Annotated in this window: 14 protein-coding genes; 9 read left to right on the top strand and 5 right to left on the bottom strand. The window is 67.5% G+C overall.

Annotated features, from left to right (window positions below; all coding sequences use genetic code 11):
- Nucleotides 1-22: 22 nt before the first annotated feature.
- On the bottom strand, nucleotides 23-568 hold the full coding sequence (locus AC1DMS_RS02810; protein WP_015866358.1) for a peroxiredoxin-like family protein: 546 nt from the start codon (nucleotides 566-568) through the stop codon (nucleotides 23-25).
- A 110-nt stretch (nucleotides 569-678) separates the two neighbouring features.
- Between AC1DMS_RS02810 and AC1DMS_RS02805 the strand changes: the two genes are divergently transcribed.
- A complete protein-coding gene (locus tag AC1DMS_RS02805; protein ID WP_436288327.1) occupies nucleotides 679-1,431 on the top strand; it encodes an AraC family transcriptional regulator in 753 nt (250 codons plus the stop codon).
- 28 nt (nucleotides 1,432-1,459) lie between these two features.
- Here AC1DMS_RS02805 and AC1DMS_RS02800 read toward each other — a convergent pair whose 3' ends face one another.
- Nucleotides 1,460-2,479: an alpha/beta fold hydrolase gene (locus tag AC1DMS_RS02800; RefSeq protein WP_369664605.1), complete on the bottom strand. Its 1,020-nt coding sequence runs from the start codon at nucleotides 2,477-2,479 to the stop codon at nucleotides 1,460-1,462.
- 137 nt (nucleotides 2,480-2,616) lie between these two features.
- Between AC1DMS_RS02800 and AC1DMS_RS02795 the strand changes: the two genes are divergently transcribed.
- Genes AC1DMS_RS02795 through AC1DMS_RS02785 form a run of 3 tightly spaced genes read left to right on the top strand, consistent with a single transcriptional unit; the run spans nucleotide 2,617 to nucleotide 5,242 of the window.
- The gene (locus AC1DMS_RS02795) at nucleotides 2,617-3,354 is read left to right on the top strand and encodes a type IV toxin-antitoxin system AbiEi family antitoxin domain-containing protein (protein WP_018904120.1); all 738 of its coding nucleotides are present in this window, start codon (nucleotides 2,617-2,619) and stop codon (nucleotides 3,352-3,354) included.
- Entirely contained in the window at nucleotides 3,351-4,307 is a 957-nt protein-coding gene (locus tag AC1DMS_RS02790; RefSeq protein ID WP_018904121.1) for a nucleotidyl transferase AbiEii/AbiGii toxin family protein, read from the top strand. The genes AC1DMS_RS02795 and AC1DMS_RS02790 overlap by 4 nt, the downstream gene beginning before the upstream one ends.
- 2 nt (nucleotides 4,308-4,309) lie before the next feature.
- Nucleotides 4,310-5,242: a LysR family transcriptional regulator gene (locus AC1DMS_RS02785; protein ID WP_038106943.1), complete on the top strand. Its 933-nt coding sequence runs from the start codon at nucleotides 4,310-4,312 to the stop codon at nucleotides 5,240-5,242.
- A 31-nt stretch (nucleotides 5,243-5,273) separates the two neighbouring features.
- On the opposite strand, the gene AC1DMS_RS02780 is transcribed toward AC1DMS_RS02785, so the two are convergent.
- The 3 genes from AC1DMS_RS02780 to AC1DMS_RS02770 all read right to left on the bottom strand — a co-directional run bounded on the left by AC1DMS_RS02780 (nucleotide 5,274) and on the right by AC1DMS_RS02770 (nucleotide 9,293).
- Nucleotides 5,274-6,266: a Bug family tripartite tricarboxylate transporter substrate binding protein gene (locus AC1DMS_RS02780; protein WP_018904123.1), complete on the bottom strand. Its 993-nt coding sequence runs from the start codon at nucleotides 6,264-6,266 to the stop codon at nucleotides 5,274-5,276.
- Between the two features lie 50 nt (nucleotides 6,267-6,316).
- Entirely contained in the window at nucleotides 6,317-8,152 is a 1,836-nt protein-coding gene (locus AC1DMS_RS02775) for a CocE/NonD family hydrolase (protein ID WP_018904124.1), read from the bottom strand.
- 193 nt (nucleotides 8,153-8,345) lie between these two features.
- Nucleotides 8,346-9,293, bottom strand: coding sequence for a LysR family transcriptional regulator (locus AC1DMS_RS02770; RefSeq protein ID WP_038106945.1), 948 nt, complete (start codon nucleotides 9,291-9,293; stop codon nucleotides 8,346-8,348).
- A gap of 74 nt (nucleotides 9,294-9,367) precedes the next feature.
- On the opposite strand from AC1DMS_RS02770, the gene AC1DMS_RS02765 reads away from it, so the two are divergent.
- Genes AC1DMS_RS02765 through AC1DMS_RS02745 form a run of 5 tightly spaced genes read left to right on the top strand, consistent with a single transcriptional unit; the run spans nucleotide 9,368 to nucleotide 14,070 of the window.
- The gene (locus tag AC1DMS_RS02765; protein WP_026283934.1) at nucleotides 9,368-10,036 is read left to right on the top strand and encodes an RraA family protein; all 669 of its coding nucleotides are present in this window, start codon (nucleotides 9,368-9,370) and stop codon (nucleotides 10,034-10,036) included.
- Nucleotides 10,033-11,409, top strand: coding sequence for an amidase (locus AC1DMS_RS02760; protein ID WP_278881017.1), 1,377 nt, complete (start codon nucleotides 10,033-10,035; stop codon nucleotides 11,407-11,409). Before AC1DMS_RS02765 ends, AC1DMS_RS02760 begins: the two co-directional genes overlap by 4 nt.
- Entirely contained in the window at nucleotides 11,402-12,358 is a 957-nt protein-coding gene (locus AC1DMS_RS02755) for a Bug family tripartite tricarboxylate transporter substrate binding protein (protein ID WP_015866094.1), read from the top strand. Before AC1DMS_RS02760 ends, AC1DMS_RS02755 begins: the two co-directional genes overlap by 8 nt.
- Nucleotides 12,359-12,412: 54 nt before the next feature.
- Nucleotides 12,413-13,387 (top strand): Bug family tripartite tricarboxylate transporter substrate binding protein, encoded by a 975-nt coding sequence (locus AC1DMS_RS02750; protein ID WP_038106949.1) that lies wholly within the window; start codon nucleotides 12,413-12,415, stop codon nucleotides 13,385-13,387.
- Nucleotides 13,384-14,070 carry a hypothetical protein gene (locus AC1DMS_RS02745; RefSeq protein ID WP_478180634.1) on the top strand — a complete coding sequence of 229 codons (687 nt, stop codon included), beginning with the start codon at nucleotides 13,384-13,386 and terminating at the stop codon, nucleotides 14,068-14,070. The genes AC1DMS_RS02750 and AC1DMS_RS02745 overlap by 4 nt, the downstream gene beginning before the upstream one ends.
- Nucleotides 14,071-14,118 lie beyond the last annotated feature (48 nt).

The raw sequence follows: 14,118 nt of genomic DNA, 5'->3' as shown, positions 1-14,118 counted from the left end.
TTTACGCAACCTTCGTGCCGCCTCAGGCCGCCGGCTGCTCCAGCAGTTGCTCGCCGCGCGCCGGGTAGTCGTTCTTGATGACGAAGTCCAGCGCCTGCACCATCTCGGCGAAGTTGGGCCGCACGAAGGGCATCGATTGCACGGACAGGTAGTAGACCGTGTTGTCGGGCCTGATGAGGAACAGGCCGGGCTCGGAAAACAGCGCCGGCTCGTCGATGCCGATGGAGGTCTTGCCCCGGCTCGCCGAGATGTACAGGCCCCACTTCCCGGCGTCCGCGAGCGACAGGCCATGGCCGATGCGCAGCTTGGCCGCGCCGATCTTGTCGGCCATGGCGCGGGCACGCGCCTCATCGTCGGAACTGATCGCGATGGTGGCCACGCCGCGCTCAGCGAAGGCCGGCGTCAGCCGCTCGAGTTCCTTCAGGTAGCTGGCGCAGATCGGGCAATGCAGCCCACGGTAGAAGCACACCAGCGTCATGCGCTCGGGCTTTTCGTCGATCAGCCGGAAGCGGCCGGCGCCGAGGGTGTCGACGCTCAGGTCCGGGGCTTGTTGGCGTGGAATCAGCATGGGGGTTGCTCCTTGAATAAAGCGGAGGGTTGCAAACAAGGCCCAAAGATCTCATGCTCGGCGCCATGAAACGTCCGACTTTCATGACTCAAAGTCCGAATCCACCCAAGATGGACCGGCTCGCCGCCTTCGTCGAGGTGTTCAAGCTGCGCGTGGCGGTGCTTGCACCGGGCGAGCCCGGCACGCCGGCCCTGCTGCTCGCGGGCCCGGAAGACGGCAGCGCAGGCCGGGTGGTCTTCCGGCCCGGCGGCTTTTCCGAACTGCCGCCCGATGCGCGCATCGCGGCCAGCGTCGATTTCGACAACGAGGCCAATCCGCTGATGAGCGCGATGCCCGAGGAGGTCTCGGTGCCGCTGGACGGCTCGCCGTCGCTGCAGGCCACCGCCGCAGCCTTCATGGCGGAAGCGGCGGGGAGCCGCTGCGGCCGCAGCGCGGCGCTGAACCGGCTCGCCGAGGTGCTGGTGCTGATGGCGCTCCGGAGCGCGATCGATGCGGGCACGCAGAAGCCGGGCCTGTTCGCCGCGCTCGCGCATCCTTCGCTGCACCGGGCCGTGGTGTCGATCCACGACATGCCGTCGCGGCAGTGGACCGTCGACGACCTGGCGAGCCGGTCGGCCATGTCCAGGAGCACCTTCATGTCGACCTTCCGCACGATCGTCGGCACCACGCCCATGGCCTACCTTGGCGCATGGCGCCTGACGCTGGCGCGCCGCTATCTGATGGCCGGCGACCCGGTCAAGCTCGCGGCCCGCCGCACCGGGTTCGGCAGCGCCGAGGCTTTCTCCAGAGCCTTTTCAAAAGCGTACGGCCACGCACCCGCGGCCCTGAAACCGGCGCGGGTCGGCCAGCCGAAGATGTGGTGAGGCGAACGCGCCCGTTGCCGCGATGCCGTCAGCGGCGCTGCGCACGCACGGCGTCGACCACCGACAGCACGGCGTCCACCACCGCCTGCGGCTCGTCGAACTGGATGTCGTGCCCGGCGCCCGCCACCAGCAGCTGCCTGCCGCGCGAGGACCACGCCGCCATTTCCCCGTGCATGTGCTGCCAGATGGCCTGGACCTGCCGGCCCTGCTCGGGCGTGAGCTTCATTCCGCGCAGTTCCGCGGCGGTGTATGGCGCCATTGCGGTCAGCACCACCAGCGGACGATCGCCCAGGTGCTGGAAGTCCATGGCTTCGGCCAGCGAGGCGTCGACCGCATCGCTTTCGGCGAGCTGCGTGCGCAGCGACTTGGGCGCGAAGGCGCGGACCGCCTGCATGTCCTGTGCGCTGTGGTGCGGGCTCTCCGGCAGCAGCACCGGCGCGGCCGCGCGCAGCACGCCGAACGGTGCCAGCGCAATGCCGATGCGCGAGCGCATCGAGCGCGATTCGGTCATGAAATGCGCCACGCGCTCGACCTGCTCCGGATGCGACGGATCGACCAGCACCAGCCCCGCGACCTCGGCGCCGAAGCGATGCGTGAAGCCCAGCGCGTAGAGCCCGCCCAGCGATTGGCCGGCCAGCACGAAGGGGCCGCGTTCGCCCGACTTGGCCAGCACGGCATGCAGGTCGTGCACCGCCTGCGCTGCGCCCGGCGGCGTGTTCGAAGGATCGCTCCACATCAGCCCCGCACGGCTGTAGGCGCATGTGCGCGTGTGCGCCGCGACCTTCGGCTGCACGGCCGACCAGCTCAGCGATCCGTCCACGCTCAGGCCCGCTTCGAACACCACGGTGGGCGAGCCGGTGCCGCGGCAGTCGAGCTGGATGCGGCGTCCGGCGCCGACGTCGACCATCTTCCCGGGCGCCGGGAAGTCTCGTACCGCGCGGTAACGACCGATCTGCTCGTAGGCAATGCCGGCCAGAGCCGCCAGCACGGCGAGCGCCGCAACCGCGGCAAGGCCGGCGCGCAGCGTGCTGTGTCTTGAAGTTCTCACTGTGCGGCTTTATGGCATGAAGACGCCGCTCGCGCCATGGGTTGATTTTATATAAGTTACCTATATCGTAGGCAGACTACGATCTGGACAGATATTTCAAGTTTGCCATTACTTGAAAAAAGTGCTTGAATCGCAGTATGGCTACGATTGGAAAGAGCAAACTAAACGCGCTCTATACCCGCCTGGTCCCTGGAATTCCACTGACCTCAGAAGACTTGGCGGCCCTGGGGATCTCCGCGGACCTGGCCGTGCACTATGTGCGCGCCGGCTGGCTCACGCGTCTGACACGCGGCGTGTTCTGTCGTCCCAACGACACCCTGGCCCTGCATCCGAGCCTCCTTCTGCTGCAGCGACAGCTGGCGGGCTTGCACGTGGGCGGCAAGTCGGCGCTGGACTGGTACGGCGTGCGCCAGTATGTGGCGCAGCAGCCAGTACTTCAGCTTTATGGTTGGGCGGCGGGGCACCTGCCGGACTGGTTCACTGGGCGCTTTCCGGCCGAGTACCACCGCAAGCGGCTGTTCGACGAACAACCGGGCGCCTTGCTGCACGCCGGCCCTTTCGAGAAGCGCGACGGGGCGGCGCAGGTGGCTGAACCGGAGCGCGCCTTGTTGGAGTTGCTGAGCGAGGTAGGCGTACGCCAGCCGCTGCAGGAAGCCCGCGAACTTGTGGAGAGCACCTACAGCCTGCGCGCCAATGTGCTGGGCGAGCTGCTGCGGCGGTGCACGAGCGTCAAGACCGTACGGTTGTGCCTGCAGCTCGGCCGCGAGGCCTCTGTGCCCTGGGCGGCCAAGCTCGATCCAGCCACGCTGCCAACGGGCAGCGGCCGGCCCTGGGTGTCCCGTTCGGCCGACGGCCTGTTGGTGCTCAAGCCATGAACCCCGCCTATCTGGAGACCGCGCGCCTGTTGATACAGGTGGCGCCGCTCGTCTTTGCGGACGACACCTTCGCCCTGAAGGGTGGCACCGCGATCAATCTGTTCGTGCGCGACATGCCGCGCCTGTCGGTGGACCTGGATCTGGTATTCCCCGATCACACGCTGCCGCGCGACGCGGCGCTGGCGCGCTTCAACGAAGCTATTCGCCAAGCGTCTGAGCGCTTGAAGAGGCGAGGCTTCCAGACGCACGCCCCGGCAGCGCTGGCAGGCGAAACCAAGCTGCTGGTGCGCCGCGGCTCGGTTCAGGTGAAGATCGAAGTCAACTTCGTGATGCGGGGCACCGTGCGGCCGGTGCGCCGAGCCGCGCTCACGCCGGCCGCGCGTGACATCTTGATGGCTGACCTGGAGATTCCGGTGGTGTCGCTGGAGGACGTGTACGGCGGCAAGCTGGTGGCGACGCTGGACCGCCAGCATCCGCGCGACCTGTTCGACGTGATGCAGCTCTTTGCGCATGAAGGCATCACACCCGGCATCCGCCGCGCCTTCGTGGTCTACCTGGCCAGCAGCAACCGGCCGGTGCACGAAGTGCTGTTTCCGCCGCTGCGCGACATCCGGCACGACTTCGAGCACAACTTCCAGGGCATGACGGCCGAGCCGGTGCCGCTCGACGCACTGCTCGCGGCCCGGGAGCGCCTCACGCGTGAGATCCAGCAGGGGCTCGACGACGATGAGCGGCGCTTCCTGCGATCGCTGGTCGCCGGCGCACCCGAGTGCGCGCTGCCAGGCATCGGGCATCTGGAAGATCTCCCGGGCGTGCGATGGAAGCTCCACAACCTGGCGCAGCTGCAAAAGACAAACCCGAAGAAGTTTGCCGAACAGGCCGAGACGCTGACCGCTCGGCTGGCCACCGTGGCTTCGAGTGCGAGTGTCCCGCTGTCTTCAAGGAAGGAATGAGCATGGACATCCGTCAGCTGCGCTATTTCGTCAAGGTCGTCGAGCTCAAGAACATCACGACCGCGGCGGAGGCGCTTTTCATCGCCCAGCCTTCCTTGAGCCAGCACATGGCCAATCTGGAGTCGGAGCTCGGCGTCACCTTGCTGGAACGCAGTGTTCACGGCACGCGGGCCACGGCCATCGGCGAGCTGCTCTATCGCCATGCGAAGACGATCCTGCGGCAGTTCGAAGACACCCGCTCGGCCATCCGGCAGGAGAGCGAATCGCCTTCGGGCCGGGTGGCCATCGGGTTCCCGACCAGCACCTCGCGCATCCTGGCCGCGCCGCTGCTGGCGCGGCTGCAGGAGCGCTATCCGCTGATCGAACTGGAAATGGTGGAGGCCTCCAGCGGGGACTTGACGGGGCAGGTGGCGGCCGACCGGCTGGCGCTGGCGGTCACGATGGATGCCCGGGCCGATTCGCGCCTGCGCATCGAGCCGATCCTGGAGGAAGAACTGTTCGTGGTGGTGGCCTCGTCGCAAAAAGCACCGCGCGCCTTCGGCATCGAGGCCTTTGCCAAGCTGCCGCTGCTGCTGCCCACGCATCCGAATTCGGTGCGCGTGGCCACCGAGCGGCTGCTGCGCGATCGCCAACTGAAATTCCGCCTGGTGGCCGAAACCAGCGCAGTGGAAATCCTGATCCTGGCCGTCGAGCGCGGGCTCGGTGCCACGGTGCTGCCGACCGCGGCCTTTGCGCTGGCGCAGCAGCATGGCCGCGTGCGCGGCGTTCCCATCAAGGGACGGCCGCTGCTGCGCGAGCTGTCGCTGAGCCTGTCGGCCCCGGCGGCGCACAGTCCCGCCGTGCAATGCGTGCGCGAACTGCTGCTGCAAGTGATCGACGAGGAGATCGCAAGCAAGCGCTGGAAGGGCGTGCGGCGGTTCAGCGACGCAGGCTAGGGCGGTGCGCTCCTTCGCGAGCACCTCATGCTCATTCCACGCGGATGTTGTTCCTGGTGATGAAGGCACTCCAGAAAGCCTGGTCATCGATCGCGCGGCGGCGGATATCCGCTTCGCCGCCGCTCATGGCCGGCAGCGAGAGGTCGGCCAGCCGGGCCTTGACGGCCGGATCCGCCATCACCTTCTGCAGCGCGGCGTTGAAGGTGGCAACGACCTTCGGATCCAGGCGCGCCGGGCCGGCAATCGCGTACCAGCCGGGCATCGGCGGCACGTTCAGTCCCGCCTCCTTCACCGTCGGCACCTGGGGCCACTGCGGCACGCGGCTGGCGCCGAGCACCGCCACCGCCTGCACCTTGCCCGACTGCACCTGCGGCAGCGCCGGGCCGACGACGCTCACCATGGCGTCGACCTCGCCCGCCAGCACGCCCGTGAGCGCCGCGGCCGAGCCCTTGTAGGGCACGTGCATCAGCTTGACGCCCGCGGTCGCGGCGATCAGTTCCATCGCGATGTGGGTGGAGTTGCCGATGCCGGCGCTGCCGAAGGTCAGTTCGCCGTTCTTCGCCTTCGCCTGCTCGAGAAACTGCGCGAAGGTCTTGATGCCGCTCTTGTTGCTCGTCACCAGCACGAAGGGCGTATCGGCCACGGGCGCAAGAAAGGTGAAGTCCTTCAGCGGATCGTAGGGCAGGCTCTTGTACAGGGCTGGGTTGAAGGCGATCTGCGACACGCCCGCGAGCACCAGCGTGTAGCCGTCGGCGGGCGCCTTGGCCACGGCGCCCAGGGCCACGAGGCCGTTGGCCGCCGGATTGTTCTCCACCACCACCGCCTGGCCCAGCTGCTGGGCGAGCCGGTCGCTGAGCAGGCGCGCGATCACGTCCGATCCCGAACCCGCGCCCTGCGGCACCACGAGCTTGACCGGCCGTACGGGCCAGGGCGATTGGGCCTGCGCCGCGAGAGGCACGGATAGGAGCGGCGTGCCGGCCAGTGCCAGCATGGAAACGAACGAGCGACGGGTGACGGGGGGCATGGCGTGCCTCTCTCTTGGCATGTTGAAGGAAGAACGGGAGAGCGAAGTGCTTAGCGCAGCGCGCCGCGCAGCGGAAGATCGAACCAGCTGGCGTCGGCGCCGCGAAGGATCTCCAGGCGCGGCGGCCGCCCGTGCGGCACCTGCGGGCCGTGGCCTTCGTCGCTGCCGCCGATCGACAGCCGTATGCGGCTGCCCGCCGCAAAAGTCCACGAGACCGGCAGCAGCGCGAAGTTCAGGCGCGCGGGCTCGTGGGGCACCAGCAGCCGGGCCGAGGCACGGTCGCAGGTGTTCACGGGCCAGCTCGCCACGTAGTCCGGCGAATGCGACAGGCCTTCGCGGTGCAAGGCCCGCAGCAGGCCTTCGGTGACGTAGCGGCAGCTGCCGTCGGCCAGCACTTCGCTCAGATAGACGTAGACGGCCGCGTCGGTCTCCGACGATGCGAGCAGCAGGCTCGCGCTCACATGGCCCGTCAATTCGGCGGATGCAGCCAGCGGTGCGCTGGTGTAGTGCAGGTATCGCGCCTGGCGCTCGGTCCAGTCGGGGTAGTAGTGCTCGATGCCGACGGCACCCAGCCGTTCCAGCCGCGTCTGGCGGCCGGTCGAGACGGAGAAGTCGACCTGGTAGCTGTCGCGGCCCGGGGCGGGTGCGTGCAGCGCCAGCACGCCGTTCGCATCGGGATGGACGCGGCAGGTTCCCGCGACTGGCGGCCATGCATCGGCGGCCTGCCACTTCTCGTCGTGGATGGTGAAGTAGTGCACCGGCTGCTCCCTGTCGAGCCCGGTATCGATGCCGCGCAGGTGATGGTCGAAGAAGCGCAGCACTTCGGCCAGCAGCGGAAAGTCCGAGCCGGTCTGCTCGCGCCAGGGCGAGACGTTGCTGCGCGCACCATGGTCCCAGGGGCCGAGCAGCAGGCGGTGCTGGTGCCTGGGCAGCGTCAGGAAGCGCGTGATCGCCGAGTTGCTGTAGCCGGCACCGTCGTACCAGCCCGAGACGGAGTAGATCGCCACGTCCTCGGGAATCTGGCGCGCGTAGTGGCCGGGGCTGCACACGTCCAGCGTCAATGCGGGGTCGTGCAGCGTTGCGTCGTGCCGGAACGGAAGCTCGCGCGCCATGTCGTTCAGCCGGCAGTTGCTGCGGTGCTGGTGCAGCGCCTGGGCCAGCAGCCGGCCATCGGCATCGGCGTCCACCGGCTGCGGCCCCGCGAACAGCGGGTTGCCGTAGTACGCGAACTTGGCAAGGGCCGGGCGGTCGTCCTGGTCGAGCGCGACCATCAGTTCGTCGTAGCGGCCGGTCCAGATGGTCGAGAGCACGCCGCCCACGTAGAGCTGGTCGGTGTAGATGTCGGTCACGGCGAACAGCGGTGCGATGGCCTTGACGGCGGGGTGCCGCGTGCTTGCGAGGAACACCGCCGCCGCGCCCAGGTACGAAATGCCGGTCGAGCCGATGCGCCCGTCGCTCCAGGGCTGCTGCACGATCCACTCGGCGATCTCGTGGTAGTCGTCGCGCTCCTTCGGCGAGCGCAATGCGTCGCGCGTGCCAAAACTCGCGCCGGTGCCCCGCACGTCCACCACCACCACCGCGTAGCCATGCGGCACGAAGAAGTCGCGGTAGCGGCCGCAGTTGGGGCTGGCCTCCACCGTGGGGTCGGTGGTCACGAAGCGCCGGTAGTAGGGCGTGAAGATGACGATGGTGGGCAGGCGGGCGGGCGGCTGCGCGCCGTTGCTCGCCTGGGGCAGGTAGTAGTCGAGCGCAATGCGGCAGCCGTCGCGCATCGTGACGTAGAGCGACTCCGGCCGCCCGGGCAGGCCGAAGGCGGGCTTGCGCCCGGCGAGGTAGGCGCTGGGCGGCAGGTGCCAGGCGCCTGGCGTGCTATCGCGGTCCGACATGAGCGGGGTACTTTTCCTGAAGACAGAGGGATGGTGTTGCCACCGTTCCGCCATTCTGGGAATGCGAGCCCGCGTTGAAAAATGCGAAATCCCGATTGATCCATAGGTTGAGCCTATGGAAGGAGGCGATGCTCCACCGCGGCCGAGCAACCTGCCGACACATCAGAACCCGACAGTCGTTCTCAAGGCTTTCTCAGCCGCTGTCCCGGGACGCTCCGTCGGCCTGGAAGAACCCGGCGTCCTGCAGGCTGCGCAGCACGATGTCCAGGATGCGCGCCGTCGTGTCGCTGCGGTGGTGCGCCAGGTACGAAAAGTAGTAGGGCACGTTCGGCACCGCCGGCTTGGCGCGCAAAATTTGCAGGGATTTTTCGGCGACCTGCCGGCGCGTGATCGATGCTGGCAGCATGGCAATCGCATGGCCGGAGGCGACCAACGCCACCATGAGCGAGAGCGAGTTGCAACTGCTGTACTCCTCGAACGAATAGCCGTCCGAGGCCAGCCAGCGCGATGCCGATTCATGCAGGGTCGACGGCGGCGCATTGCAGACGATGCGGTGGTTCAAGGCGTGGGCCGGCAAAAAGTCTTCGTCGGGCATCATCAGGTCGTGGGCCGCCACCCACTGGTGTTCGGTCAGTCCGATGAACTGGCTTGTCACGTCGGGCTGGCTGCTTTGCCCCGTGTGCAGCGCCATGTCCAGTTCGTGGTTGTTGATCTTCTGAAGCAGCTGGGCGCCTCCGCCCACCGTCAGGTCCACGCGAAGCGCCGGATAACAGTCCTTGATGTCCTTGAGGATCTGCGGCATCCCGATGATCGCGCAGGACTCGTCCACTCCCATGCGCACCAGGCCGGTGATGGTGCGCCGCAGATCGAGCCGCGCCATGTCCTGCGCCGACGCCAGCACGCGCTCCGCATAGACCAGCACGTTGCGTCCCAGCTCTGTCACCAGCAGGCGCTGGCTCTGGCGTTCGAACAGCTGGATACCCAGTTCCTCCTCCAGGTCGCGGATGCGGTGCGAGATCGCCGGCTGGGTGAGATGCAGGTGGCGCGCCGCTGCATGCACCGTGCCGAGACGCGCGGTCCACACGAAAGCTTCCAGCTGGTGGAGGGTGAACCTCGTTGATAAAGAACTCGAATCAACCATCGTGAGAATTGATCAGTATCGGTGCCGGGAGCGGCTGCCTACGATTGCCGTCATTCACAACGACGATATCCGAAATGACTGCCATCGAACGAGGAGAGTTGCCGCCGCCATGCACGCTGCAACTGCTGGCCCTGCTGAAGGAGGCCGAGCCGGCCACCATCGGCCACTTTCATGATCGCGGCTTCCTGCATGGGCGGATCAAGGCCATGGCTGCGGTGGCGCGCAGCGTCGGCACTGCCGTCACCGTGCGTTGCGAGGGCTCGGACGGATCCATCCTGCATCACGCGCTGGGACAACTGCGGGCCGGCGATTTCCTGTTCGTCGACCGCGCGGGCGACGAGACGATCGCGTGCATGGGAGGCGCCAGCATGCTCGCGGCGCGCCTTCGCGGTGTCGCAGGCGTGGTGGTCGATGGCTGCGTCACGGACATTGCGGAGCTGCGCGAGCTCGGCGTGCCGGTGTGGGCCCGCGGCCTGAGCGCCCGCACCACCCGCGCCAGCGGGCACGCGGGCAGCTTCTGCCGGCCAGTGGACTGCGGGGGCGTGCGCGTGCATCCCGGCGATGCCGTGCTGGCTGACGAAAACGGCGTTCTGGTGATGCGGCCCGACGAGGCGTGGGCCTTGGCCCGGAAGGCGATCTTGCTGCAACAGGCGGAGCAGCAGACGCTGTCACGGCTGCGCGCCGGCGAGTCCTATTCCGACGTGCTGGACACGCGCCTTGTTTTCCAGGAGGCAGCGGCATGACGAGCGCCCATCAGACCAGGCCGCCCGCCTTCGCACCGATGGCGGAACTGTCCCGTGCCTTGCGAACCGGAGAGACGAGTTCGGTGATCCTCACGCGGGAGTGCCTTCGCCGCATCGCAGCGCACGACGCTGTCTTCAAGAGCTTCCTGGCGGTCTACGAAGAAGAGGCCTTGGCGGCGGCGGCCCTCGCAGACGAGGAACTTCGCGCAGGCCACGACCGCGGCCTGCTGCACGGCATTCCGTTGGCGCTGAAGGACCTGGTGAACATCCAGGGCAAGCCCACGACGGCGGGCTCACCGCTGCTGTCGGCCAACATCGCGCAACAGGACGCAGCCATCGTTCGGCGCATTGCCGACGCCGGCGGCGTCATCGTCGGCAAGACCCACATGGTGCAGTTCGCGCTGGGCGCCTGGGGCACCAATACGCACATGGGCACGCCACGCAATCCGGCCGGCCGCGCCATGGACACGCTGGTGGCAGGCGGCTCCAGCAGCGGATCGGCCGTGGCCGTGGCAGCCCACCTGGTGCCGTGGGCGATCGGCTCCGACACCGGCGGCTCGGTTCGCGTACCCGCGGCCTTCTGCGGCATCGTGGGCTTCAAGCCCACCATCGATGCGCTGCCGCGCGAGGGCGTCTATGCGCTCAGCGAGAGCCTGGACAGCGTGGGCCTGCTCGCGTCGTCGGTGCAGGATGCCCGGCTGTGCTTCGAGGCGCTCGCCGGCGCGCCCGGTTCGGGCGCGGACGCCCGCCAGCGGATCGGCGTCCTGGAGGCGGATGAACTCGCGCCGCTCGCGCCGGCCGTCGCGCGATGCCAGGCACAGTGCCTGCAAAGGCTCGAGCAGGCGGGTTTCAGCCTGGTGCCATTCCGGTTTCCGGCGCCGCTGGCGGCGTTCAAGGAACCCACCAATGCCATCATGATCGCCGAAGGCGCCTGGGTGAACAACCGGTTCCTGGACGACCCGGACGCACCGATGGATCCGTCGGTGCGGTCGCGGCTTGTCGCCGCCCGGGCGACCACGGCCGTGCAGTACCTGCAGGCCCAAACCACCGCGTCGCGCTGGCAGCAGGAGTTCGCCGGCGAGATGGACAGGCTCGGGCTGTCCGCCGTCGCCATGCCCGTCACGGCGATGACCGCGCCGCGCCTCGAGGACGTCGACCACAACGTGGCGCCGGTCCACTTCACCCGCCCGGTCAACCTGCTCGCGCTGTGCGGTATCTCGCTTCCCGCGGGTGAGGACGACGACGCACGGCCCATCGGGCTGCAACTGGTCGGGCGCGCGGGATGCGATCACGCACTGCTGGGTGTCGCTGCCGATGTCGCCGCCGCACTGCATCCGTCTCGAATTCCGTCGCAGGAGGTGCGCAATGCTTAGCAAGCTGGCTGCCGTCCTGCTGGCATTCGTCGTTCCGTGCGCGGCCGCCCAGGACTACCCGCACAAGCCGGTGCGCCTGATCGTCCCGTTTCCTCCGGGCGGCAGCGTGGATCTGGTCGCGCGCCTGGTCGGCAAGAGCCTGCAGGACGCGCTGAAGCAGCCCTTCGTGGTCGACAACAAGCCGGGTGCCTCCGGCAACGTCGGTGCCGCCTACGTCGCCAAGGCGCCGCCGGATGGCTACACGCTGCTGGTCGGCAGCGCCGGTGTCTTTGCCGCCAACCAGTTCCTGTATGCCAATCCGCCATTCGATCCGCTGCAGGCCTTTGCGCCCATCATGCGGATCGTCGATCAGCCCAACATCCTGGTCGTGGGCCAGCAGTCGCCCGTGCGCAGCGTCAACGAGTTGATCGCGCTGGCCAAGGCACGCCCGGGAAAGCTGAGCTTCGGCAGCGCGAGCGTCGGTTCCGCCCAGCACTTCTCTACCGAGATCTTCATGCAGCAGGCCGGCGTGGAGCTCCTGCACGTTCCCTACAAGGGAGGCGCGCCGGCGCTCGTGGATCTGATGGGCGGGCAGATCGACATGCTGTTCGACACCTCGCCGACGGCCTTGCCTTACGCCAGGAGCGGCAAGCTGCGTGCGCTGGCCATCACCAGCCGACAGCGCTCGCCGCTGCTTCCGGACGTTCCCACGATGAAGGAAGCGGGGCTGCCCGACTTCGAGGTCGTCACCTGGACCGGCATTGCCGCGCCGGCCGGCACACCCCAGGCCGTGATCGACAGGCTCAACGCCGCGATCAAGACCGCGCTGCGCGGCGAGTTGCGTAGGCAGCTCGAGGAGACCTCCCTCATTCCGGTCGGGGACTCGCCCGAAGCCTTCCGGGAGTTCATGCGCAAGGACGCGGACAGCTACGCGCGCCTCGTGAAGGCCGCCAAGATCACGCCCCAGTGATCTTGCAGGGCGGTCCGGACGACGAATTTTTCACTCTCTTGATTGGATGCTGACATGAAGATTGCCTTGATACGTGTTGCGTGTGCCCTCTCACTGGCGATGGCAGGGCCGGCGTTCGCAGGGGACTACCCGGACAAGCCCATCCGCATCGTGGTTCCCTATCCGCCGGGCGGCGCGTCCGACACGGTGTCGCGCCTGATCGGGCAGCAGCTGTCGCAACGCCTCAAGCAGCCCGTGGTCGTCGAGAACAAGCCGGGTGCCACCGAACAGATCGCGGCCAGCTTCGTCGCCAAGGCGAACCCGGACGGCTACACGATCCTGCTGGCCTCCACCGCGGGACTTTCGGTCAATCCGACCCTCTACAAGGGACGCCTCGCCTACGACCCGGAAAAGGACCTCGCGCCGATCGTGCTGGCCGTGACCCTGCCCAGCGTGGTCATGGTTCATCCTTCGATGCCGGTCAATTCGTTCGACGAGCTCACGGCGTTCGCGCGGTCTTCGGCGACACCGATCAACTACGCTTCCAGCGGCGCCGGCAACCCCAGCCACCTGGGCATGGAGCTGTACAAGCGCGCGGCGTCCATCGACATGACGCATGTGCCTTACAAGGGTGGCGCGCCCGCGCTCCAGGATCTGATGTCCGGCCAGGTGTCCGTGATGATGGCCATCGGTCCGGAGTCGATGCCGATGGCCAAGGCCGGCCGGATGAAGGCGCTTGCAGTGACGACAGCGAAACGCTCGCCCGCCTATCCCGGACTGCCCGCAGTCTCCGAGACCAAGGGCTTTGCCAACTTCGAGCTGCTGCACTGGTTTGCACTGCTGGCACCCGCCCGGACGCCCGACGCCGTCATTGCGCTGCTGAACAAGAACGTGAACGACATCCTGAAGGACCCGGAGGTGAAGAACAAGCTTCTCGAGATGGGAATGGAGCTCGAAGGCGGCTCGCCGCAGCGGCTGGCCGAAACGATCAAGCGGGACCGCCTCAAGTGGGAGAAGGTGATCATCGAATCGAACATCCGGATCGATTGATCCGCACCGACCCACATCATCATCCGAAAGAGAGAACCGACATGGTCTTTGCTGGCGAAGGCATCCTGATTTCATCGATGGAAGTGCTCCCCGAGGAGGAGGCCGACTTCAACGAGTGGTTCGACCGTGAGCACCTGGCCGAGAGAGTGGCAATTCCCGGTTTTCTCGAGGCGAGACGGTATGAATCCGTCGGCGCGCCGACGYGCTACCTGCAGATCTACAACACCACGCGGTTCGATGTGCTGGACAGTGCGCCTTACCGGGCAGCCCTGGCGAGCCAGACCGAGTGGTCGAATCACCACATTTCACGATTCATCGCGCCGACGCGCGTGGTCGGACGCCTGGTGCACAGCGCGGGGGTCGCGCGAGGCGTCGCAGTCGCACTTATGCGACTTCGGCCGTCCGGTGATCCGGCCATGATGCCGGCGCTTGCGGGCGTTCTGGAAGTGCTCGACCAACCGGGCACGGCTTCGATCCACTTTGTCGAGGCCGATGCTGGCCTTTCCAGGCCGGTGACGGCGGATTCGGGCTACGTGGGCAGCGAGGACTGTTATGTGCTTATCGAGTGCACCAGCGAGGCCGCCGCCGGGAAAATCATCGCCCGACTGGGAGCGCCAGTGCAGAAGTATGGAGAACTCATCGACGCGCGAGTTTTCCGGTATCGCATGGATATCAGCGCGTAAGACGACCTCCAGCGCGGGTTCCGCCGTGCAGGCGCTCGCTTCTCCCGC

This window comes from Variovorax sp. 05T418 (assembly GCF_056396385.1).
This window is presented reverse-complemented; position numbering and strand designations above follow the sequence as displayed.

Excerpts from the sequence above, each read along its gene's own strand:
- AC1DMS_RS02810 (WP_015866358.1), bottom strand. The coding sequence starts at position 568 with ATGCTGATTCCACGCCAACAAGCCCCGGACCTGAGCGTCGACACCCTC.
- AC1DMS_RS02805 (WP_436288327.1), top strand. The coding sequence starts at position 679 with ATGGACCGGCTCGCCGCCTTCGTCGAGGTGTTCAAGCTGCGCGTGGCG.
- AC1DMS_RS02795 (WP_018904120.1), top strand. The coding sequence starts at position 2,617 with ATGGCTACGATTGGAAAGAGCAAACTAAACGCGCTCTATACCCGCCTG.
- AC1DMS_RS02790 (WP_018904121.1), top strand. The coding sequence starts at position 3,351 with ATGAACCCCGCCTATCTGGAGACCGCGCGCCTGTTGATACAGGTGGCG.
- AC1DMS_RS02785 (WP_038106943.1), top strand. The coding sequence starts at position 4,310 with ATGGACATCCGTCAGCTGCGCTATTTCGTCAAGGTCGTCGAGCTCAAG.
- AC1DMS_RS02780 (WP_018904123.1), bottom strand. The coding sequence starts at position 6,266 with ATGCCCCCCGTCACCCGTCGCTCGTTCGTTTCCATGCTGGCACTGGCC.
- AC1DMS_RS02775 (WP_018904124.1), bottom strand. The coding sequence starts at position 8,152 with ATGTCGGACCGCGATAGCACGCCAGGCGCCTGGCACCTGCCGCCCAGC.
- AC1DMS_RS02770 (WP_038106945.1), bottom strand. The coding sequence starts at position 9,293 with ATGGTTGATTCGAGTTCTTTATCAACGAGGTTCACCCTCCACCAGCTG.
- AC1DMS_RS02765 (WP_026283934.1), top strand. The coding sequence starts at position 9,368 with ATGACTGCCATCGAACGAGGAGAGTTGCCGCCGCCATGCACGCTGCAA.
- AC1DMS_RS02760 (WP_278881017.1), top strand. The coding sequence starts at position 10,033 with ATGACGAGCGCCCATCAGACCAGGCCGCCCGCCTTCGCACCGATGGCG.
- AC1DMS_RS02755 (WP_015866094.1), top strand. The coding sequence starts at position 11,402 with ATGCTTAGCAAGCTGGCTGCCGTCCTGCTGGCATTCGTCGTTCCGTGC.
- AC1DMS_RS02750 (WP_038106949.1), top strand. The coding sequence starts at position 12,413 with ATGAAGATTGCCTTGATACGTGTTGCGTGTGCCCTCTCACTGGCGATG.